Below are 20,164 nucleotides of genomic sequence, written 5' to 3' on the forward strand. Positions count from 1 at the left end.
ATTTTTTTATGACAACGCAAACCATCCGTTTTCTCCAGCACGGCGCCGTCTGCGAAATCGGCGATGCGCCCGCCACGCGCACTGTCCTCCAGCATTTGCGCGAGGCGCAGCAATGCACCGGCACGAAGGAAGGCTGCGCCGAGGGCGATTGCGGCGCGTGCACGGTCGTGATCGGCGAGCTCGATGTGCACGGCGCGGTGGTGCTGAAGGCCGTCAACGCGTGCATCCAGTTCCTGCCGACGCTCGACGGCCGCGCGCTCTTCACCGTCGAAGACCTGCGCGCCGCCGATGGCGCGCTGCATCCGGTGCAACAGGCGCTCGTCGATTGCCACGGCTCGCAGTGCGGCTTCTGCACGCCGGGCTTCGTGATGTCGCTGTGGGCGCTCTACGAGAACCAGCCCGCCGACGCCGGGCTGCCGACCCGCGACGAAATCAGCACCGCCCTCTCCGGCAATTTGTGCCGCTGCACGGGCTATCGTCCGATCGTCGATGCCGCGCAGAAGATGTTCGACTATCCGCGCGTGCCGTTCGATCGCGCGGCGCTCAAGGCGTCGCTCGAAGCGATCCGACGCGCCGGCACCTTCGAATACACCGCGCCCGACGCGCGCGGCGCCGCGTTCGGCTCGCCCACTCTCCACGCCCCGGCGACGCTCGCCGAATTCGCCCGCCTGCGCGCGGCGCATCCGAACGCGCGCATTCTGGCGGGCAGCACGGACGTCGGCTTGTGGGTCACGAAACAGTTCCGCGATCTCGGCGACATCCTCTACATCGGCAATGTCGCCGAGCTGAAGGCGATCTCGCGCGATGCGCAGAGCCTCACGATCGGCGCGGCGGCATCGCTCGAGGATGCGTACGCCGCGCTCGCCGCCGACTACCCCGAACTCGCCGAATTATGGACACGCTTCGCCTCGCTGCCGATCCGCAACGCCGGCACGCTCGGCGGCAACGTCGCGAACGGCTCGCCGATCGGCGATTCGATGCCCGCGCTGATCGCGCTCGACGCCCAGGTCGTGCTGCAAAAAGCCGATAAAACCCGCACGCTGCCGCTCGACGCGTTCTATCTCGGCTATCAGAAGACCGCGCTCGATGCCGGCGAATTCGTCGCGGCGATCCGCGTGCCGCGGCCGTCGACGGATATGCGTTTTCGCACTTACAAGATTGCGAAGCGCTACGACCAGGACATCTCGGCCGTCTGCGCAGCGTTCGCCGTGAAGCTCACCGGCACGCGCGTGACGGGCGCGCGCATCGCGTTCGGCGGCATGGCCGCGACCCCGAAGCGCGCCGCGCGGGCCGAAGCGGCGCTCGTCGGCGAAGAGTGGGCGGAATCGGCCGTGCGTAAAGCAATGACCGCGCTCGACGCCGATTTCCAGCCGCTCACGGACATGCGCGCGTCGAGCGCGTACCGCAGCAAAATCGCGCGCAACGTGCTGTGGCGCTTCTATCTCGAAACGCGCGGCGACGCCCCGCTCGCCCTCTTCGACGTCAGCGCGTTCGCGTTCGAGGCGCAAGCGAACGGCGCACTCAAGGAACTGCCATGAACAACGTCAGCGAACCGCTCGCCGCAGCCGCGGCGCTGGAGCCGCAGGCGATCGGCGTCGGCCTGCCGCACGAATCCGCGACGCTGCACGTAAGCGGCGAAGCGACCTACATCGACGACATCCCCGAGTTGCGCGGCACGCTTCACGCCGCGCTCGGGCTCTCGCGGCATGCGCACGCGCGCATCGTCGCGCTCGATCTCGACGCGGTGCGCGCGGCGCCGGGCGTGATCGCCGTGCTGACCGCCGCCGATATCCCCGGCGAGAACAACTGCGGCCCGGTGCTTCACGACGACCCGATTCTCGCCGACGGCCTCGTGCAGTATCTCGGCCAGCCGGTGTTCGCGGTGATCGCGGAGAGCCACGATCTCGCGCGGCGCGCGGCGGCGCTCGCAAAAAGCGAGGACGTGGTGCGTTACGACCTGCTCGAAGCCGTGCTCACGCCGCGCGAGGCGAAGGAGAAAAAGCAGTTCGTGCTGCCGCCGCTGCATCTGCGGCGCGGCGATCCCGATGCGAAGATCGCGGCGGCGAAGCACCGTATCGAAGGGGAATTCGAGGTCGGCGGGCAGGAGCAGTTCTATCTCGAAGGCCAGGTCGCCTATGCGATCCCGAAGGAACTCGACGGCATGTTCGTCCACAGCTCGACGCAGCATCCGAGCGAGATGCAGCACGTCGTCGCGCACATGCTCGGCTGGCCGACGCACAACGTGACCTGCGAATGCCGGCGCATGGGCGGCGGCTTCGGCGGGAAGGAATCGCAGTCGGCGGTGTTCGCGTGCGTCGCGGCGCTGGCGGCGCAGAAGCTGCACCGGCCGGTGAAGCTGCGCGCCGACCGCGACGACGACTTCATGATCACCGGCAAGCGTCACGACGCGGTCTACACGTACTCAGCCGGCTTCGACGACGACGGGCGGCTGCTGGGCGCACGCGTCGAGATCGCGTTGCGGGCGGGGTATTCGGCGGATCTGTCGGGCGCGGTCGCGACGCGCGCCGTCTGCCACTTCGACAACGCGTACTACCTGAACGACGTCGATATCCTCGCGATGGCGTGCAAGACGAACACGCAGTCGAACACGGCGTTTCGCGGCTTCGGCGGGCCGCAGGGCGCGCTCGTGATGGAAGTGCTGCTCGACGAGGTCGCACATCGGCTGAAGCTCGATCCGCTCGACGTTCGGCGCGCGAACTACTACGGCATAGGCGAGCGCGACACGACGCCGTATGGCCAGAAAGTCGCTGACAACGTGATCGCGCCGCTCACCGACGAGCTGATCGCATCGAGCGGTTATCACGCGCGGCGCGCCGAGGTCGCAGCGTTCAACGCGACTAGCCCGGTGCTCAGGCGCGGCATCGCGTTCACGCCGGTGAAATTCGGCATCTCGTTCAACGTGCCGTTTTTGAACCAGGCAGGCGCGCTCGTGCACGTCTACAAGGACGGCTCCGTGCTCGTGAATCACGGCGGCACGGAGATGGGCCAGGGCCTCAACACGAAGGTCGCGCAGGTCGTGGCGAACGCGCTGGGCGTCGCGCTCTCGCGCGTGCGCGTGACCGCGACCGATACGTCGAAAGTCGCGAACACATCGGCGACGGCGGCGTCGACGGGAAGCGATCTCAACGGCAAAGCCGCCGAAGCCGCCGCGCTCACGATCCGCGCGCGCCTCGCGGAGCTCGCGGCGACGCAGCTCGGCGGCGCGGCGGATGACGTGCGCTTTCACAACGGCGTCGTCGATTCGAACGGCGGCGAGATGCCGTTCAGCCAGCTCGTCGCGGCGGCGTATCTGGCGCGCGTGCAGTTGTGGTCAGACGGCTTTTACGCGACGCCTAAGGTCCACTGGGACGCGAAGACGCTGCAAGGACACCCGTTTTACTACTTCGCGTATTGCGCGGCGGTGTCGGAAGTGGTCGTCGATACGCTCACCGGCGAGTGGAAACTCGTGCGCACCGATCTGCTGTACGACGCCGGTCAGTCGATCAATCCGGCTATCGACATCGGACAGGTGGAAGGCGGCTTCATCCAGGGCATGGGGTGGCTGACGACCGAGGAACTCTGGTGGAATCGCGACGGGCGCCTGATGACGCACGCGCCTTCGACCTACAAGATTCCCGCGATCAACGATACGCCCGCCGCGTTCAACGTCGCGCTCTTTCGCAACGACAACGCCGAGCCGACCGTGTTCCGCTCGAAGGCGGTCGGCGAGCCGCCGCTTTTGCTGTCGTTTTCGGTGCTGCTCGCGATTCGCGCGGCGATCGCATCGGTTACGCCCGATGCCACCGATGCGCCACGACTGCGCGCGCCCGCGACGCCCGAAGCGATCCTCGACGCGCTCGACGCCTACACGCTGTCCCAGCACCAGCCAAGCTCGAACGATGTGGCTCAACCAGCGCCAGTAAACTAGCGCTTTCCCAATCACCAGTAAGGAGCGCAATCGATGCAAGCATGGCTGCACGACCTGCAACAACTGCTCGCGCACGGCGACGCGCTCGTGCTCGTGACGGTCGCGCGCGTCGAAGGTTCCGCACCGCGCGAGCCGGGCACGAAGATGATCGTCACGCGCGAGGACGCGCGCTATACGATCGGCGGCGGCCATCTCGAATGGAAGGCGATCGAGACCGCGCGGCAGGTGCTGAAGGACGGCATGCGCAGCCCACGCATGCGGCGGCTCGAACGATTCGCGCTCGGCCCGAGTCTCGGGCAATGCTGCGGCGGCGCGGTCGTGCTCGCGTTCGAACGGCTCGACGTCTCCGATCTCGGCTGGGTCACGTCGCTCGGCAAGCGCACGGCGCAAGGTCTCTCGACGGTGCGCAGCGTGTCCTTCAGCGCCGCGCCCGATGCCGTGATGATCTCGGACCCGGAGCCGGGCGTGCAAGGCTCGGACTGCCTGCTCTGGGACGGCGCCGGTTTCGACGACAGCGGCGCGCTGCTCACCGAAACCATCGCGCCGCACGAGTTCCCGGTCGTGCTGTTCGGCGCGGGGCACGTGGGCGCGGCGCTCGTGCGCGTGCTCGCCACGCTGCCATGCCACGTCACCTGGGTCGACGAGCGCGACGCCGCGTTTCCGCCGCCGCAATACCTGCCGCAAAACGTCACGATCGAGCCGAACGACGCGCCCGATTCCGCCGTCGATGCCGCGCCGCCGAACACGTATTTCATCGTGATGACGCACAACCACACCGTCGATCTCGTGCTCGCGGAGCGCATCCTGCAGCGCGGCGACTTCGCGTTCTTCGGCATGATCGGCTCGCATACGAAGCGCAAGCAGTTCGAACACCGGCTCGCCGCGCGCGGCATCGACCCGGCGCGCATCGCCCGCATGATCTGCCCGATCGGCGTCTATGGCATTGTCGATAAAGCGCCGGAAGTCATTGCCGTTGCAGCGGCAGCCCAACTGCTGCAGGCGGTCGAAGCGAATGCCCACGCGCCGTCGCAGCAGATGGCGTGAATCACAACTTAGCCCTATACATAAAACCAAGCATGAACCCCACACTCGCTGACAAAATCGCCCGGGCGCCCAAGGCCGAGCTGCACATTCATATCGAAGGCTCGCTCGAACCCGAGCTGATCTTCCAGCTCGCGCAACGCAACGGCGTGAAGCTCGCGTACGAGTCGATCGACGCGCTGCGCGCCGCCTACGCGTTCACCGACCTGCAATCGTTCCTCGACATCTACTACGCGGGCGCGAGCGTGCTCCTGCACGAAGCGGACTTCTACGACATGACGATGGCGTACGTCGAACGCGCGCTCGCCGATCACGTCACGCATACGGAAATCTTCTTCGATCCGCAGACGCACACCGAACGCGGCGTGCCGATCGAAACGGTGGTCGCGGGCATCGAGCGCGCATTGGCCGATGGGGAAAAGCTCGGCCTGACGAGCAAGATGATTCTCTGCTTCCTGCGCCATCTCTCCGAGGAAGACGCGCTCGCCACGTTCGACGCCGCGTTGCCGCTCTTCGACCAGTACAAGCATCGGCTGATCGGCGTGGGGCTGGATTCGTCGGAGCAAGGACATCCGCCTTCGAAGTTCCAGAACGTGTTCGCCAAGGCGCGCGCCAAGGGCCTGAAACTCGTCGCGCACGCGGGCGAGGAAGGTCCGCCCGCGTATGTCTATGAAGCGCTCGACCTGCTCAAAGTGGATCGCGTCGATCACGGCGTGCGCAGCATCGAAGACCCGGCGCTCGTCGCGCGTCTCGCGGATGCGCGCATCGCGCTGACCGTGTGTCCGCTGTCGAACCTGAAGCTCTGCGTCTTCGACGACATGGCAAAGCACACGCTCAAGGACCTGCTCGACAAGGGCGTCGCGGTGATGGTCAATTCCGACGACCCCGCGTACTTCGGGGGCTACGTGAACGCCAACTACTTCGCGATCGTCGATGCGCTCAAGCTCTCGGACGACGAGGTCTACACGCTCCTGAAGAACAGCCTCGAAGCGTCGTTCGTGACGCCAGCCGAGCGCGACGCGATGGTCGCGAAGCTCGACGCGTACTGGCACGCAGCCGCATAAAGCACGTAGGCAAGTCAAGAAATGAAGATGGAAACCACAGCACCGATCGAACGCGACACCACGACACTCGAACGCTACTTCGGCATCCGCGCGGCCGGCTCGCGGGTGGAGACGGAAGTCGTCGCGGGCATCACGACGTTCCTCACGGCGATGTACATCATCGTCGTCAATCCGGGCATTCTTTCGCAAGCGGGCGTTCCCTTCCCCGCCGCGCTCACGGCGACCGTCATCGTCAGCTTCCTCGGCAGTTGCGCGATGGGCCTCTATGCGCGCAACCCCGTGCTCGTCGCGCCCGGCATGGGCATGAACGCGCTGTTCGCGTTCGTGATGGTCCACGGCGGCAAGATGCCGTGGCAGACCGCGCTCGGCTGCGTGTTCTGGTCCGGCGTGATCTTCGCGCTGCTCGCGGCGTTCAACGCGCGCAAGCTCGTCGTCGATGCGATCCCGGCGAATCTGCGGCACGCGGTGTCGTGCGGCATCGGCTTGTTCATCAGCCTGATCGGGCTCGTGAACGCGAAGTTCGTCGTCGGCGATCCGGTCACCATCGTGCATTCGGCGTCGCTCAATCCGGTCGTGGTGACTTTCCTGATCGGGCTGGCCTTGACCACCGTGCTCGTCGCGCGCCGCGTGACGGGCGCGCTGATGCTCGGCATCGTTTTCACGACGATCATCGCGATCCCCATCGGCCGCTTCTGGGGCGACGGCACCGCGTACTGGCCCGCCGCGGTCGCGACCAAGACGCTCGTCAACTGGAACGGCCTGTTCTCGGCGCCGGACTTCTCGGGCATCGGCCAGCTCGATCTGATCGGCTCGCTGAAGGTGATCTACTGGCCGTTCATCTTCGTAATGCTCTTCACGTCGTTCTTCGATGCGCTCTCCACCTTCATGGCGATTTCCGAAGCCGGCAAGCTCTACGACAAGGATGGCAACCCGCGCAACATCCGCCAGTCGATGATCGTCGATGCATTCTCGGCGTTGGTATCGGCGCCGCTCGGGACGAGCCCGGCGAACGCGTATATCGAATCGGCGGCGGGCATTTCGGCGGGTGGGCGCACGGGGCTCGTCGCGGTGGTCGCGGGGCTGTGCTTCCTGCCGTTCCTGTTCCTCTCGCCGCTGCTCTCGCTCGTGCCGGCAATCGCGACCGCGCCCGCGCTCGTGCTGGTCGGCGTGTTCATGATGGAATCGATCACGCAGATCGAATGGCATCGTTTCGACGAAGCGATCCCCGCCTTCCTCGCGATGATCCTGATCCCGCTGACCTACTCGATCACCGACGGCATCGCGTACGGTTTTCTCGCGTTCGTCGTGATCAAGGCCTTCACCGGCCAGGTCAAGGCGATCAAGCCGGCGATGTGGGTGGTCGCCGCCCTTTCCCTGCTGTTGCTGACCCAGCTTTGAACAATGACTACAGTTTCCGGAGACGTTGCACCATGACTCAAACCGCCTACCGCGCCCAGCTTCTCACTTTCCGCGACGACCCTGCGCACGCGTCCGACGGCGCGATCTTCGAGGAAGACGGCCTGCTGATCGTCGAGGACGGCCGCGTCGTTGCGGCGGGCGCCTACACGGCGTTGCGCTCGCGCCTCGCGCCGGATGCGATCGTCAAAACCATGCGCGACAAGCTCATCGTGCCGGGCTTCATCGACTCGCACATTCACTACCCGCAAACGGACATGATCGCGTCGCCGGCGCCGGGTCTCTTGCCGTGGCTCAACACGTACACGTTCCCGACCGAGCGCGCGTTCAGCGACCCGGCGCACGCACGCGAGACCGCGAGCTTCTTCCTCGACGAACTGCTCGCCTGCGGCACGACGACCGCGCTCGTGTACTGCACGGTGCACAAGGAATCCGCCGACGCGTTCTTCGGCGAGAGCGAGTCGCGCAATTTGCGGATGGTCGCGGGCAAGGTGCTGATGGACCGCAATTGCCCGGATTTCCTGCAGGACACAGCGCAGTCCGGCTACGACGACAGCGCCGAGCTGATCGCGCGCTGGCACAACCGCGGCCGTCAGCAGTACGCGCTGACGCCGCGTTTTGCGCCGACCTCGACGGAAGCGCAGCTCGAAGCCTGCGGCGTGCTCGCGCGTGCGCACGAGGACGTGTTCATCCAGACGCACGTCGCGGAGAACACCGACGAGATCAGATGGGTCGAGAGCCTGTTCCCGGGCCATCGCAGCTATCTCGACATCTACGATCACTACAGCTTGCTGCGCCGTCGCGCGGTGTATGGCCACTGCATCCATCTCGACGATACCGACCGCCAGCGCATGGCGGAGACGGGCGCGGTGGCGTCGCACTGTCCGACGTCGAACCTGTTCCTCGGCAGCGGCCTCTTCGACTTCGAAAAGGCGGGCGCGGCAAACATGCCGGTGGCGCTGGCGACGGACGTCGGCGGCGGCACGTCGTTCTCGATGCTGCAGACGATGAACGAAGCGCACAAGATCGCGCGTCTCACGGGCCATCATCTGACGGCGACGCGCATGTTCTGGCTCTCGACGACGGGCGCCGCGAAAGTGCTCGATCTCGACGACAAGGTCGGCACGCTCGCGCCGGGAAGCGAAGCCGATTTTGCGGTGCTCGATCCGGCCGGCACGCCGTTACTCGCGCGGCGCACGTCGCGGGCGGAATCGCTTGAGGAACTGCTGTTCGCGTTCGCCCTGCTCGGCGACGATCGCGCCGTGTTCGAGACTTATGCGGCGGGTAATTGCGTGCATCGGCGGGATGTGCGGAAGGCGGCGGCGCTGGAGTTGGCGGCCTGACGTGTAGCGGCATGCAGGCAAACGCCCTGAGCAATCAGGGCGTTTTTATTCATACGTACGCTCTTTTCAGCACGCTTCGCAGCTTGCAGCTACAGTCTGATTTTCACACTGCATCGAACGATGAAGCATCCCGTTCACATCGCGTGGGCGCTGGCCCTCCTTCCCGCGCTTTCCCAAGCCTATGCGCTCGACGACCAGCTCGACTGCAAATCGACCGGGCACGCGTTCGTCGCGCCGCTCCTGCAACAGAACCTGATCGAAGCCAAGCCGATGCGCGTCGAGCCGAACTCGGTCAACGCATTTCGTCCGGCGAAGGACAGCCATCTGACAGCGTTCGGCTTCAGCGTGTATGCGGTCGTCGCTTATCAAAAGGACGATCCGATTTTCCGTAAGGGAACCGGTGAGCCGATTGCGGACTCGGCGTACGGCGCGGTCGTGATCGGACGCGATAGCGCCGTCGAACCGAAAGTGCGCGCGACGGGCAGCGACGCGACCGTGCATCACGTCGCGCCCTTTATTACCGCTATCTTTTGTAAGCAGGATTAGCGATGTGCGCCTGCAACCGCACGCGCACGTCCTCGGGCGTGATAGACGGACGCGGCAAGTCGCCGGGTGTGCCCGTCCTGATCGACAGCCGCGCGAAGCGCACGCCATCGACATCTTTCGCGTCCAAAAGACGATCGATCACGCCGATATCATCGCCATCGAGCGCAAGCGCGTAGCCGCACGCCGACGCGATCGCCGCAAAATCGACGCCGCGCGAGACCGTCGCCTGGCCGCCGGTCGATTCGTGCGCGCCGTTGTCGAGCAGCAGGTGCACGAGATTCGCAGGACCATACGCGCCGAGCGTCGCGAAGACACCCATGCGCATGAGCGCGGCGCCGTCGCCGTCGAGCGCGACCACGCGCAGGTCCGGGCGCGACAGCGCGAGACCGAGCGCCATCGGCGTGACGCAGCCCATCGAGCCGACGAGATACAACTGGTTCTCGCGATCGTCGGCGGCGTAAAGTTCGCGGCCGCAAAAGCCCGTCGATGCGAGAACAACCGTCGATTCTTTCGGCGTCAGCGCGATCACGCGATCCAACGCTTCCCTGCGCGTGACGCGCTCGCCTTCGAAGCGCTCAGCCGGCGCACGAGCCGCACGCTCATGGACGCCGCTCAACCCCGTCTTCTTCAGAGCGTATGGCGCGACGCTGCCCTTCTGCATCACGAGCGCGTACGGCCGGCCCGTGCTATCCATATGCGCGGTCGCGCGATCGAGCGCGGGACCGATCGCATCGGCTTCGGTGGGAAACAGCTCCCACGGAATCTCCATCGTGTCGAGCATCGCGGGCGTGACGGGTCCCATCAGCGCGTGCTGCGGTTCGTCGGCGACGCCCGGCTGCCCGCGCCACGTCACGATCAGAAGCTGCGGCAAACGAAACGTCCACGTGAGTGAGGTCAGCGGACTCACGGCATTGCCGAGGCCCGAGTTCTGCATCATCGCGATGCCGCGCCGGCCGTTCCGCGCGCCGAGCGTGACGCCCGCGATCAGCGCGACGGCATCGCCTTCGTTCGCCGCCGACACGTAATGGAGCGACTCGTCCTGCAGCACGTAGTTGATGAACGGCGTGAGGTAGGAGCACGGCACGCCGGCGTACCAGTCGAAACCGCGCTCGCGCGCGGCCTCGACGAACTGGGCGGCCTCAATCACGCGCGCCCTCCGCCGATCCGAACGGCGTCTGCTCGTGCGCGAAGTCGGCGGCGCGGCGGAAGTCGTCGAGATCGTTGACGCCGCGCCAGTGGCCGTGCACGTACTGCACGTCGATGCGCTCGCCCGCTTCCACCAGCGCGTTGAGAAGCGCGGCCATGTCGAGCTTCGCGAAGTCGTCGCGTTGCTGGAGCCGTGCAAGCGTGGCGAGCAGGCGCTCGCGCGCGTCGCCGCGCACGTTGAGCAGGCCCATCCAGCGGCCCTGCGGCGTGTCGGCCCTGCGAGTTTCCGACGCTGCGCTCACAACACCTTCGAGCCACACTTTCTGCCCGAAGAGCGCGCGATCGTCGGCCGTGGAGCAATAGGCGAAATCGGTTGCGGCGACGCCTGCTTGCGGCGCCTGCGACGAATCCACGACGACGCAGAAGTCGCTATCCGATTCCACGAGATCGCGCAGGATGTAGCTGCGGAAAAGCAGATCGCCGTAGGAAATCACGGTATCGCCCGGGAACGACTTCGCCGCGCACGCGAGCGACGCCAGTTCGCCCGTCGCCTCGTGCTTTTCGTTGACGACGAGCCGGATGCCCGACGTATCGATCGCGTCCGCCCGATAGCCCCCGACGACCGTGATGTCGTTGATGCCTTCCTTCTTGAACGCCTCGACCAGATGCCGCAACAGCGGCTTGCCCGCGACCGGCAGCATGACCTTCGGACGATCGGCGGTGACGGCTTCGAGCCCCGCGCCACGGCTCGCCGCGAGCACGACCGCGCTCCTCGCCGAATTCGACGCCGACAGATACACGCTCTCGGCCGCCGAATATTCGTCGGCGTCCTGCAGGCGGAAAATCTCGTTCACCGCCGCGATCCGGTCTTCCACGTTCACGAGCGTCTCGCTTTCGTGGATTTCCTTCGCGATCGCCTGCATCGCGGAAGTCGCGCCGCGGATCAGGTGATTGGCCCAGATCACCGTGCTGATGCCCGCCTGGCGGAAGACGTCGGTCGGCGTGCTGTAGTACTTCGTCGGCACGATGACGAGCGGCCCGCGCCCGGCCCACTCGCGCGCGAAGGTCAGGATCTCGTCGGGCTTCGAGAGCTTGCTGTGGATCAGGATCGCGTCGGCGCCGGCCTGCCGGTACGCTTCCGCGCGGCGCAGCGCCTCCTCCATGCCCCAGCCGGCGATCAGCGCCTCGACGCGCGCGACGATCGAAAAATTCGGATCGCTCTGCGAGTCCTTGCCGGCCTTGATCTTGCCGCAGAATTCGTCGATGTCGGCGAGCGGCTGCGCCTCGCCGTTGATGAAGCTGTTGGTCTTCGGAAACTGCTTGTCCTCGATACACACGCCCGCAATACCGCGCTGCTCCAGCTTCCGCACGAGCCGCCGCACGTTGTTGAAGTTGCCGTAGCCGGTGTCGCCGTCGAGCAGGATCGGCAGGTCGCTCGCGTCGGCCATGAATTCGAGCATGTCGACGACCTGCGTCCAGCTCGCTTCGTTGTTGTCGCGCACGCCGAACTGCGCGGAAATCGCGAGGCCCGAGCCCCAGATCGCCTTGAAGCCCGCTTCCTTCACGATGCGCGCCGACAAGCCGTTGTGCGCTTCCATCATGAATTCGAGACGGTTGCTTTGCAGCATCTCGCGCAGGCGCATCGTGCGCGAAAATCCGGCGGGGAGGTGTCCTGGTGCGTTCATCGCAGTGCTCCGGCAAGCTGGTTCAATTGCGGCAGCACTTCGTCGGCTGCGCGCGTTACGTCGTTTTGAAAGTCGATCTCGATCCACGGTGCGCCGGTCACGTCGGCGATGTCGAATACGTGGCTGCGTTCCTGAAGGAGGTCGCGCACCGCTTCTTCGTGCGGCAAGTTCGCGCGGCCCGTCGCGACGTAATTCGCGACGATCTCCGCGAGGCGCTTTGCCGCGTGCTCGTCGAAGCGGAAAAAGCCCACCGATTCACCGATCGTGTCGAATTTCAGGCCCGCCGCCACTTGCTTCCTCAGTTCGACCGGCACGCCGTTGTCGATGCACAGCTTCACGGGCTCGTCGCCGGCTTCGAAATCGCGGTCGATCAACAGGCGGTTCACGTGCGCGTGGGCGTTCGCCACGAGCGGTTCGAGGATGCGTTCGTCGTAGAGCACGTCGGCGTCCATCAGCAGCACGTCGCCGCCGCGCGTGAGCGCTTCGGCCGCGGTGTGCACGGACAGCACGCTGCCGAGCGAAAACTCGCTGTTCACGACGACCTCGGTCGCCGGCTTCCAGTCGATCGACGCGAGTTCCGCCTCGACCTGCTCGTGCTTGAACCCGAGCACGAACACGATTTCATCGACACCGACGGTTTTGAGCAATTGCAGATGGCGTTCGAGCAGCGAGGCATCGCCGAAGCGCAACAGACACTTCGGCTTTTGCTGCCCTTCCGGCTGGACGAGGCGCAAGCCCATCCCGGCCGCAAGAATTATTGCGCGCATTCTTATCCCTTCGAGGATGAATCAGTCGATCTCCGGCACGCGCGCGAGACGGCGGCGCTGCCAGCCCTTTTCAACGAAATGCAGATAGACGATGCCCGGCAGCCCGAGCAGGAGTTCGCGCGCCCGCTTGGCGAGCGACAGCGCGAGCGCGACTTCCGGCGGCAGGCCGACGAGCCGCGCGAGCAGCAGATAGCCGCCCTCCTGCACGCCGAGCGAGCCGGGAATCGCGAAGGCCGCACCGCGGATCGCCTGGCCGAGGCTTTCGAGGATCAGCGCATCGGTCCAGTCAACCGGATGGCCGAGCAGACGCAGCACGAGCCAAACTTCGCCCGTGCCGACGAACCAGCCGACGAGGCTCAACAGAAAGCTCGCCGCGACCTTGCCGCGCTCGCGATACATCTCGTGGACAGCGGCATCGACGGCTTCGGCACGCGTCACCAGCGACGACCAGTCGCGCTTCGCCGAAAAGCGCGCGGCAACCGACGACGCGAACCGCATCGCGCGGCCGAACAGCCCGCGCCGCTGCGCGAGATAGAAGCCGAGCGTCATCGCGCCGATCAGCGCGATCACGACCAGCACGGCATTGCGCACGCCCGTGCCCGAGCCGCCGCCGAGCAGCGCCACGCCGGCGAGCGCGAAGATCAGTTGCGCGAGGGTCTGCATCGTCGTGCTGACGGTGATGACGGCGGCGGCATCGCGTGCGCGCATGCCGCGCTGCGCGAGATAGCGGACCATCATCATCGGGCCGCCGATCTGGCCGGCGGGCATCAAACTATTGACCGACTCGCCCATCCAGCGCGCGAGCAGCGCGTCGCGCAGCGAGACGTCGCGATCGCGCGGCGAAAAGAGCACGCTGATGGCGCCGGCATCGAGCACGACCGGCAACAGATGGAACGCCGCGACGGCAAGGAGGCCCCAGCCGGCGGTCGCGAGCGTCGACGCCACCGAGCCGAAGCCTTGCCAGCCGATCAGCGCGATGAAGAGCACCACGCCGATCGAAAGCAGAATGGTTCCGGCGCGGCTCATGCGCTTCCGTTCTTGCCGGCTTTGCGCCGAAAGACCTGCCCGAAGCCGAAATACGCGATCGAATCCTTCATGTTCGAAATGAAGCGTTGCCACGGCCGCATATTCGGATTCGTCACGTATTCGAACGTGAGCGAGACGCGCATCTCGTTCGCGCCGAGCGGCGTGATGCGATGACGCAGCTTGTCGCCGTCGAAAAAGACGAGCGCGCCCGGCGGATACTGCACCGAGCCCGGTTCGTCGGGCACGGCGTCATTGCGCGTGTGGAGTTCGTAGTCGAGGCGGCAGGACGAATCGTCGATCACGCCGAGCAGCAGCGTGTAGCGGCGGCCTTCGTAATAAGACGTGTCGTAGTGCCAGCCGATGTGGTCGCCGGGACGCGTGTAAAAATAGAGCGCGTAGGCGTGGGGATCGTCGGCGGGGGAAAGCTGCAGTTTGTCGCCGCTGATCGCTTCGAGCCAGCCGATCAGCGCGGGCGAGCGATACAGGTCGGCGACGAACGGCGCGAGCTTGTCGATCGCGTGGCGGCTCACGCTGCCGCCCGCCTTGTGCCCCGGCAGATAGTTGCGGTTCACGGCGGGCGTGACGGCGTGGACCGCATCGATCAGGCGCTCGGTGTACTCACGCGGCAGGAAGTCTTCGAGATACAGGAAGCTGCCCTGTCTATCGAAGGACTGGTGAAGTTGCGCGGTTTTCAGCTCGCGCAGACGGGCGTTGAGCGTCGCGTCGATGTCGCGCGTGGAAGGCGCTTCGATACGCGTATCGGCGACGCGCGCGGTGGTTTCGTTCAACGTTTCCGTCGACGGATTGGCGGCCTGGTTCATCGTACTGTCTGGAGATCCTTGCCGGCAGCCTCGCGCGACACCCGCAGATGATCGATCGCGACCCACGCGGCGAACAGCGGCGCGCCGACCGATGCCGCGATCAAAAACGGTGTCATGCCGTTAAGCAGCGTGACGAGCGGCAGGAGATACAGGACGTCCTCGGTTTCGAAACCCGCCATCGACGCCTGCTTCGTTCCGTCCTTCCCGACCATCGACTCGATGCGCATGCGCAGATAAAAGATCAGCGCAACCGCCACGCCCGCGATGCCGCCGAGCACTTCGGCCGGCACGATCATCGACGGATGATGAACGCCTACGTAAAACCCGATGCCCAGAAACAGCAGAACAGTCACGAGCGCATCGCAAGCGAGGTCGTATAAATGACCGATCTTGCTCGACTGTCCGCTGATGCGGGCGAGCTCGCCGTCGGTGTGATCGACGAAATTGGACAGTGCGATCAGCAACGCACCGGCCGTACACAGCCAGTATTGCCCGAGCGACAAATAGTAAGCGCCCGCGAGGCCGATCAACAGGCGCAGCGAGGTGAGATGGTTCGGCGTGACAGGCGTCCCGACGAGCGGAGTGACAAGGCGGCGGGCGAGCCGCGCGTCCCATGTGGCGGGCGCCGGGACGTCGCGGGGCGGGATCGGACTTGATTTTGTCATGACCGCGAATATATCCCGATTCCGGCGGGCGTGCATATTACCGATATGGCCGGTGCATGCGCGCCGATCCGCCGTCTGACGGACATTTGGGCCGGATTACCGCAGCCGCGAGTCCACGAGAATCCGGGTGAATCGGAATAATTTACGCGAGACTGCTTATTCCACGGCCTTCGGCGGCGGCGCCCCACTCCCGGACGGAGCGACTCGCTCGTTCGCGCCCACTGCAGCCGACGTCTCATTTAAACCGCCGCCGCCCGGATCGAGCGGAATCTTGACGGTGCGCACCGTGCCGTTGCCGAGCGGGAAATCCGCGAGCGCGCTGCGCACGAGATACGGCATCGCGCGAATCAGCGACGCTTCGCCGCCCGAATTCATCGCCGTCACCTTATAGACTTCGCGGCCCGTGCTGCGCTCGGTCATGCGGAGCTGCAGCGCGTGGACATAGACCGGGTAGGTCTGGTCGACATAGCCCGTCGGCCCCCACGGACCGAACGGCCCGCCCCACGGTCCGCCCCAGTACGGCCGGCCCCAATACGGCCCGTACATCGGCCACGGATCGTAATAGACCGGCTGGCGCACGGTCATCACGTCGCCGCGAATCGAATACGCAAGTTCCACGCGATAGCGCGCGCTCGCCTCGGGAACCTGCTTGAACGCCTGCCGCGCCAGCTCGTTTGCAACGAGCGCTTCATACGTCGTCTGCTCGATGCTGTTCTGCTGCTCCGGCGTGCGCGCGAACGCGTAGGTGCGCGTGGCGTCGCTGCCCTGCCAGTCGGAAAACGCCGTCACCTGCGTCTGCACGTAGGTCGTGCAGCCCGCGAGCCACAGCACGCTCAACCCCAGCACGGCGCGAACCGCGCTGGCCCAACGATCGAACCTCATGGTCATCCTCATTTCGTGGCCTGCTACTTCTTAGTTATAGAAACTGTCGGCGCCTCGCGCTCGACCGTTCGCGCCCGGCAGTGTGCCGAAGGTAATGACCGGCGCCGGATATCCAAAGTTCTTCCGTTGGCTATCCGGCCGATCCCGCCGCCCGACCCATGATCGTCCGAGCCTTTGTACAATGGTCCGACACCAGGCCGCCAAAAGGCGCCGCCATTCAACTCTATAGAAGCCGCCATGTCCACATCGACTGCACCCGCGACTCCCGCCATGATCCGCCGCGCAGACTACGCACCGCCCGCTTTCCTGATCGATTCCGTGGCGCTCGAATTCGACCTCGTGCCCGAGCGTACAGTCGTGAAGAGCACGCTGGCCGTGCGCCTCAATCCCGCCGCCGATGCCACGCCGGACCTCGTCCTGATGGGCGAGCAACTGGAGTTCGTCCGCGCATGGGTCGACGGGCGGCCGCATGAGGACGTCCACGTCACTGAAAACGAGTTATCAGTGCGCAATATTCCTGAGCGCTTCGAACTGGTGATCGAAAACGTCTGCAATCCGGCGGCGAACACTACGCTGTCGGGACTGTATGTATCGAGCGGCAACTTTTTTACGCAATGCGAGGCGGAAGGCTTTCGCCGCATCACCTATTTCCTCGACCGGCCGGACGTCATGGCCACCTACACCGTCACGCTGCGCGCAGACAAGGCGGCGTATCCGGTGCTGCTCTCGAACGGCAATCTGATCGAGGAAGGCGAACTGCCGGACGGCCGCCATTTCGCGAAATGGGAAGACCCGTTCAAGAAGCCGAGCTATCTGTTCGCGCTGGTCGCGGGCAAGCTGGTGGCGCTCGAGGAGCGCATCACGAGCGGTTCGGGCAAGGAAAAGCTGTTGCAGGTGTGGGTCGAGCCGCACGATCTCGACAAAACGCGCCACGCGATGGATTCGCTCATCAATTCGATCCGCTGGGACGAAAAGCGCTTCGGGCTCGAACTGGATCTGGACCGCTTCATGATCGTCGCGGTGAGCGACTTCAACATGGGCGCGATGGAAAACAAGGGCCTCAACATCTTCAACACGAAGTACGTGCTGGCGAACCCCGAAACCGCGACGGACGTGGACTTCGGCAATATCGAGGCGGTCGTGGGACACGAGTATTTCCACAACTGGACCGGCAACCGCGTGACCTGCCGCGACTGGTTCCAGTTGAGCCTGAAGGAAGGCTTGACTGTGTTCCGCGACCAGGAATTCTCCGCCGACATGGCCGCTGGCGACTCGCCCGGCGCTGCGAGCGACGCGGCGCGGGCGACGCGGCGCATCGAGGACGTGCGCGTGCTGCGCCAGATGCAGTTCGCCGAAGACGCCGGCCCGATGGCGCATCCGGTGCGCCCGGAGAGTTACGTCGAGATCAACAACTTCTACACGATGACCGTTTATGAGAAGGGTTCGGAAGTCGTGCGGATGTATCAGACGCTTTTCGGACGCGAGGGCTTCCGGCGCGGCATGGACCTGTATTTCGAGCGCCACGACGGCCAGGCGGTCACCTGCGACGATTTCCGCCACGCGATGGCCGACGCCAACGGCCGCGATCTCGCGCAGTACGAGCGCTGGTACAGCCAGGCGGGGACGCCGCGCGTCGGCGTGCGCACGTCCTACGACGCCGCCGCGAAACGCTATGCCGTGACGCTTACGCAGGGCTATGGCGAGGCGTCGGAAGCGGCGCGTGATACGCAGAAAGGACCGCTGCTGATTCCGGTCGCGATCGGGCTGATCGGCGCGGACGGCGCCGATCAGCCGTTGCGACTCGAAGGCGAGAAGGAGCCGGGTGGCACGACGCGCGTGCTCGAACTCACCGAGCGCGAACAAACTTTCACATTCGTCGATGTCGCGGTGAAGCCGCTGCCGTCGCTGCTGCGCAATTTCTCGGCGCCTGTGATCATCGAATACGACTACACGAACGAGCAATTGTCGTTTCTGCTCGCGAACGACAGCGATCCGTTCAACCGCTGGGAAGCCGGCCAGCGGCTCGCCACGCGCGAGTTGCTGGCGCTCGCGGCCCGCGCGGCTAAGGGCGAGACGCTGACGCTCGACGATCAGGTCGTCGCCGCGTTCGAGCAGGTTCTCGACGATCCGGCGCTCACGCCCGCGTTCCGCGAACTGGCGCTGATGCTGCCGTCCGAGAGCTATCTCGCCGAGCAGATGGCCGTCTCCGATCCGGCCGCGGTCCATGCGGCGCGCGTTTTTGTCAGCCGCCGGCTCGCGACGGCCCTGCGCGACAAGTGGCTCGCCATCTACGAAGCGAACCGCACGCTGGGTGAGTATCGTCCGACGCCGGAAGACGCCGGCAAGCGCGGCCTGAAGAATCTCGCCCTCGCCTACCTGAGTCAGCTCGACGATCCCGCCGATGCCGTGCGCCTCGCGCGCGCCCAGTACGACACCGCGGACAACATGACGGATCGCTCGGCCGCGCTCTCCGCGTTGCTGATGGCGGGCGCGGCGTCGAACGGCGATCCGGCCGTCGCCGACACCCCGCTCGCCGATTTCTACAGCCGCTTCGAAAATGAAGCGCTCGTGATCGACAAGTGGTTCGCGCTACAGGCGACGCAGCGCGGCGGCCCCAACCGCAATGTGATCGAGATCGTTCGCAAGCTGATGCAGCATCCGGCGTTCACGCTGAAAAACCCGAATCGCGCGCGCTCGCTGATTTTCAGCTTCACGAGCGGCAATCCCGCGCAATTCCACGCCGCGGACGGCTCCGGCTACGCGTTCTGGGCCGAGCAGGTCATCGCGCTCGATGCGCTTAATCCGCAAGTCGCGGCGCGTCTCGCGCGCGGCCTTGAATTGTGGCGCCGCTTTACGCCCGTGCTGCGCGACAAGATGCACGCCGCGCTGACAGAGGTGGCATCGAAGGTGAAGTCGCGCGACGTGCGCGAGATCGTCGAGAAGGCGCTCGGCTGATGGGCGCACTGCGGTCTTTATCTGCCAACCGGCGCTTCGGCGCCGGTTTTTTTTCGCCCTCACGTTGGCCGATCGGCCGACTTACCGAGTTGTCGCGCGCAAGCGAAAGTGGATGCACGGCGCGACTCTAACGCCCCGTAACTATCACTTAACGTTTAACGCACAGTGTTATATGATACCCACAATCAAGTCGTTCGCGGACAAGACCACCGAGGCGCTCTTCGAAGGCCTCTATGTGCGTTCGCTGCCGCCTCACATTCAGCCGGGGGTGCACCGCAAGCTGCTGATGATCGACGCAGCCGCTTCCGTGCAGGATTTGATGGCGCCGCCGGGCAATCGCCTCGAAGTGCTGAATGGCTCACGCAGCGGGCAGTGGAGCATCCGTTTGAACCAGCAGTGGCGCATTTGCTTCTACTTCATCGGCGACGAAGTGTTCGGTGTCGAGATCGTGGACTATCACTGAAGATTTGAGCGGGAGAAACAAATGATTGAACGCCGCACCGCTCCGGGCAATCGCGATTTCCCGGAAATCGCCACAGGCGAAGCAATGGCGCCCGTTCATCCAGGCGCGATCCTGCGCGAGGAATTCCTCAACCCGCTCGAGATCACGCCGCACGCGCTTTCGCTTGCTCTGCGCGTGCCGGCCCCGCGCATCAACGACGTCGTGCGGGAAAAGCGCGCCATATCGCCGGAAACCGCGCTGCGGCTCGCGCGCTATTTCGGCACGACGGCCACGTTCTGGATGAATCTGCAGGCGAATTACGACTTGCGCCTGGCAACCGCGGCGTCTGGCGAGCAGATCGAGCGAGAGATCGAGCCTTTGCCGCCCGAGCGCCGCGCGCTTTTTGCGTTGGCGGAATCGCCGCGCGTTTGAGCGGA

The 20,164-nt window shown here is 65.4% G+C and carries 17 protein-coding genes; 10 read left to right on the forward strand and 7 right to left on the reverse strand.

The genetic code is table 11. The annotated features are described in order from the left end of the window. Nucleotides 1-8 precede the first annotated feature (8 nt). The 7 genes from xdhA (at nt 9) to AWB67_RS05085 (ending at nt 9,338) form a co-directional block, all read left to right on the forward strand. Nucleotides 9-1,538 (forward strand): xanthine dehydrogenase small subunit, encoded by a 1,530-nt coding sequence (gene xdhA, locus AWB67_RS05055; protein WP_200822174.1) that lies wholly within the window; start codon nt 9-11, stop codon nt 1,536-1,538. Further along, nucleotides 1,535-3,928 (forward strand): xanthine dehydrogenase molybdopterin binding subunit, encoded by a 2,394-nt coding sequence (gene xdhB / locus AWB67_RS05060; RefSeq protein ID WP_087655149.1) that lies wholly within the window; start codon nt 1,535-1,537, stop codon nt 3,926-3,928. The genes xdhA and xdhB overlap by 4 nt, the downstream gene beginning before the upstream one ends. A gap of 33 nt (nt 3,929-3,961) precedes the next feature. After that, nucleotides 3,962-4,972 carry a xanthine dehydrogenase accessory protein XdhC gene (gene xdhC, locus AWB67_RS05065; RefSeq protein WP_087655150.1) on the forward strand — a complete coding sequence of 337 codons (1,011 nt, stop codon included), beginning with the start codon at nt 3,962-3,964 and terminating at the stop codon, nt 4,970-4,972. A 32-nt stretch (nt 4,973-5,004) separates the two neighbouring features. After that, on the forward strand, nt 5,005-6,033 hold the full coding sequence (locus AWB67_RS05070) for an adenosine deaminase (protein WP_087655151.1): 1,029 nt from the start codon (nt 5,005-5,007) through the stop codon (nt 6,031-6,033). A 27-nt stretch (nt 6,034-6,060) separates the two neighbouring features. Further along, entirely contained in the window at nt 6,061-7,431 is a 1,371-nt protein-coding gene (locus AWB67_RS05075; protein WP_087655309.1) for an NCS2 family permease, read from the forward strand. Between the two features lie 32 nt (nt 7,432-7,463). Further along, nucleotides 7,464-8,792, forward strand: coding sequence for a guanine deaminase (gene guaD, locus AWB67_RS05080; RefSeq protein ID WP_087655152.1), 1,329 nt, complete (start codon nt 7,464-7,466; stop codon nt 8,790-8,792). Nucleotides 8,793-8,912: 120 nt separating this feature from the next. Further along, nucleotides 8,913-9,338, forward strand: a complete 426-nt coding sequence (locus tag AWB67_RS05085; RefSeq protein WP_087655153.1) for a hypothetical protein — start codon at nt 8,913-8,915, stop codon at nt 9,336-9,338. On the opposite strand, the gene aepY is transcribed toward AWB67_RS05085, so the two are convergent. From aepY to AWB67_RS05120, 7 genes are all read right to left on the reverse strand, one after another. Then, nucleotides 9,316-10,485, reverse strand: a complete 1,170-nt coding sequence (aepY, locus tag AWB67_RS05090) for a phosphonopyruvate decarboxylase (protein WP_087655154.1) — start codon at nt 10,483-10,485, stop codon at nt 9,316-9,318. The two genes, AWB67_RS05085 and aepY, sit on opposite strands and share 23 nt — an antisense overlap. Next, nucleotides 10,478-12,169 carry a phosphoenolpyruvate mutase gene (gene aepX / locus AWB67_RS05095; RefSeq protein WP_087655155.1) on the reverse strand — a complete coding sequence of 564 codons (1,692 nt, stop codon included), beginning with the start codon at nt 12,167-12,169 and terminating at the stop codon, nt 10,478-10,480. Before aepX ends, aepY begins: the two co-directional genes overlap by 8 nt. Next, nucleotides 12,166-12,936 carry a phosphocholine cytidylyltransferase family protein gene (locus tag AWB67_RS05100; protein WP_087655156.1) on the reverse strand — a complete coding sequence of 257 codons (771 nt, stop codon included), beginning with the start codon at nt 12,934-12,936 and terminating at the stop codon, nt 12,166-12,168. The genes aepX and AWB67_RS05100 overlap by 4 nt, the downstream gene beginning before the upstream one ends. A gap of 21 nt (nt 12,937-12,957) precedes the next feature. After that, entirely contained in the window at nt 12,958-13,962 is a 1,005-nt protein-coding gene (locus AWB67_RS05105; RefSeq protein ID WP_087655157.1) for a flippase-like domain-containing protein, read from the reverse strand. Continuing rightward, the gene (locus AWB67_RS05110; protein ID WP_235025043.1) at nt 13,959-14,783 is read right to left on the reverse strand and encodes a HalD/BesD family halogenase; all 825 of its coding nucleotides are present in this window, start codon (nt 14,781-14,783) and stop codon (nt 13,959-13,961) included. Before AWB67_RS05110 ends, AWB67_RS05105 begins: the two co-directional genes overlap by 4 nt. Beyond that, the gene (locus AWB67_RS05115; protein WP_087655158.1) at nt 14,780-15,448 is read right to left on the reverse strand and encodes a CDP-alcohol phosphatidyltransferase family protein; all 669 of its coding nucleotides are present in this window, start codon (nt 15,446-15,448) and stop codon (nt 14,780-14,782) included. Before AWB67_RS05115 ends, AWB67_RS05110 begins: the two co-directional genes overlap by 4 nt. Nucleotides 15,449-15,604: 156 nt before the next feature. After that, nucleotides 15,605-16,330: a DUF4136 domain-containing protein gene (locus tag AWB67_RS05120; RefSeq protein WP_087655311.1), complete on the reverse strand. Its 726-nt coding sequence runs from the start codon at nt 16,328-16,330 to the stop codon at nt 15,605-15,607. 237 nt (nt 16,331-16,567) lie between these two features. On the opposite strand from AWB67_RS05120, the gene pepN reads away from it, so the two are divergent. From pepN to AWB67_RS05135, 3 genes are all read left to right on the forward strand, one after another. Beyond that, nucleotides 16,568-19,285, forward strand: a complete 2,718-nt coding sequence (gene pepN, locus AWB67_RS05125) for an aminopeptidase N (protein WP_087655159.1) — start codon at nt 16,568-16,570, stop codon at nt 19,283-19,285. 172 nt (nt 19,286-19,457) lie between these two features. After that, nucleotides 19,458-19,748: a type II toxin-antitoxin system RelE/ParE family toxin gene (locus tag AWB67_RS05130; protein WP_087655160.1), complete on the forward strand. Its 291-nt coding sequence runs from the start codon at nt 19,458-19,460 to the stop codon at nt 19,746-19,748. A 21-nt stretch (nt 19,749-19,769) separates the two neighbouring features. Then, the gene (locus tag AWB67_RS05135) at nt 19,770-20,159 is read left to right on the forward strand and encodes a HigA family addiction module antitoxin (protein WP_087655161.1); all 390 of its coding nucleotides are present in this window, start codon (nt 19,770-19,772) and stop codon (nt 20,157-20,159) included. Nucleotides 20,160-20,164: the final 5 nt, after the last annotated feature.

This window comes from Caballeronia terrestris, assembly GCF_001544515.1.
GTDB lineage: Bacteria > Pseudomonadota > Gammaproteobacteria > Burkholderiales > Burkholderiaceae > Caballeronia > Caballeronia terrestris.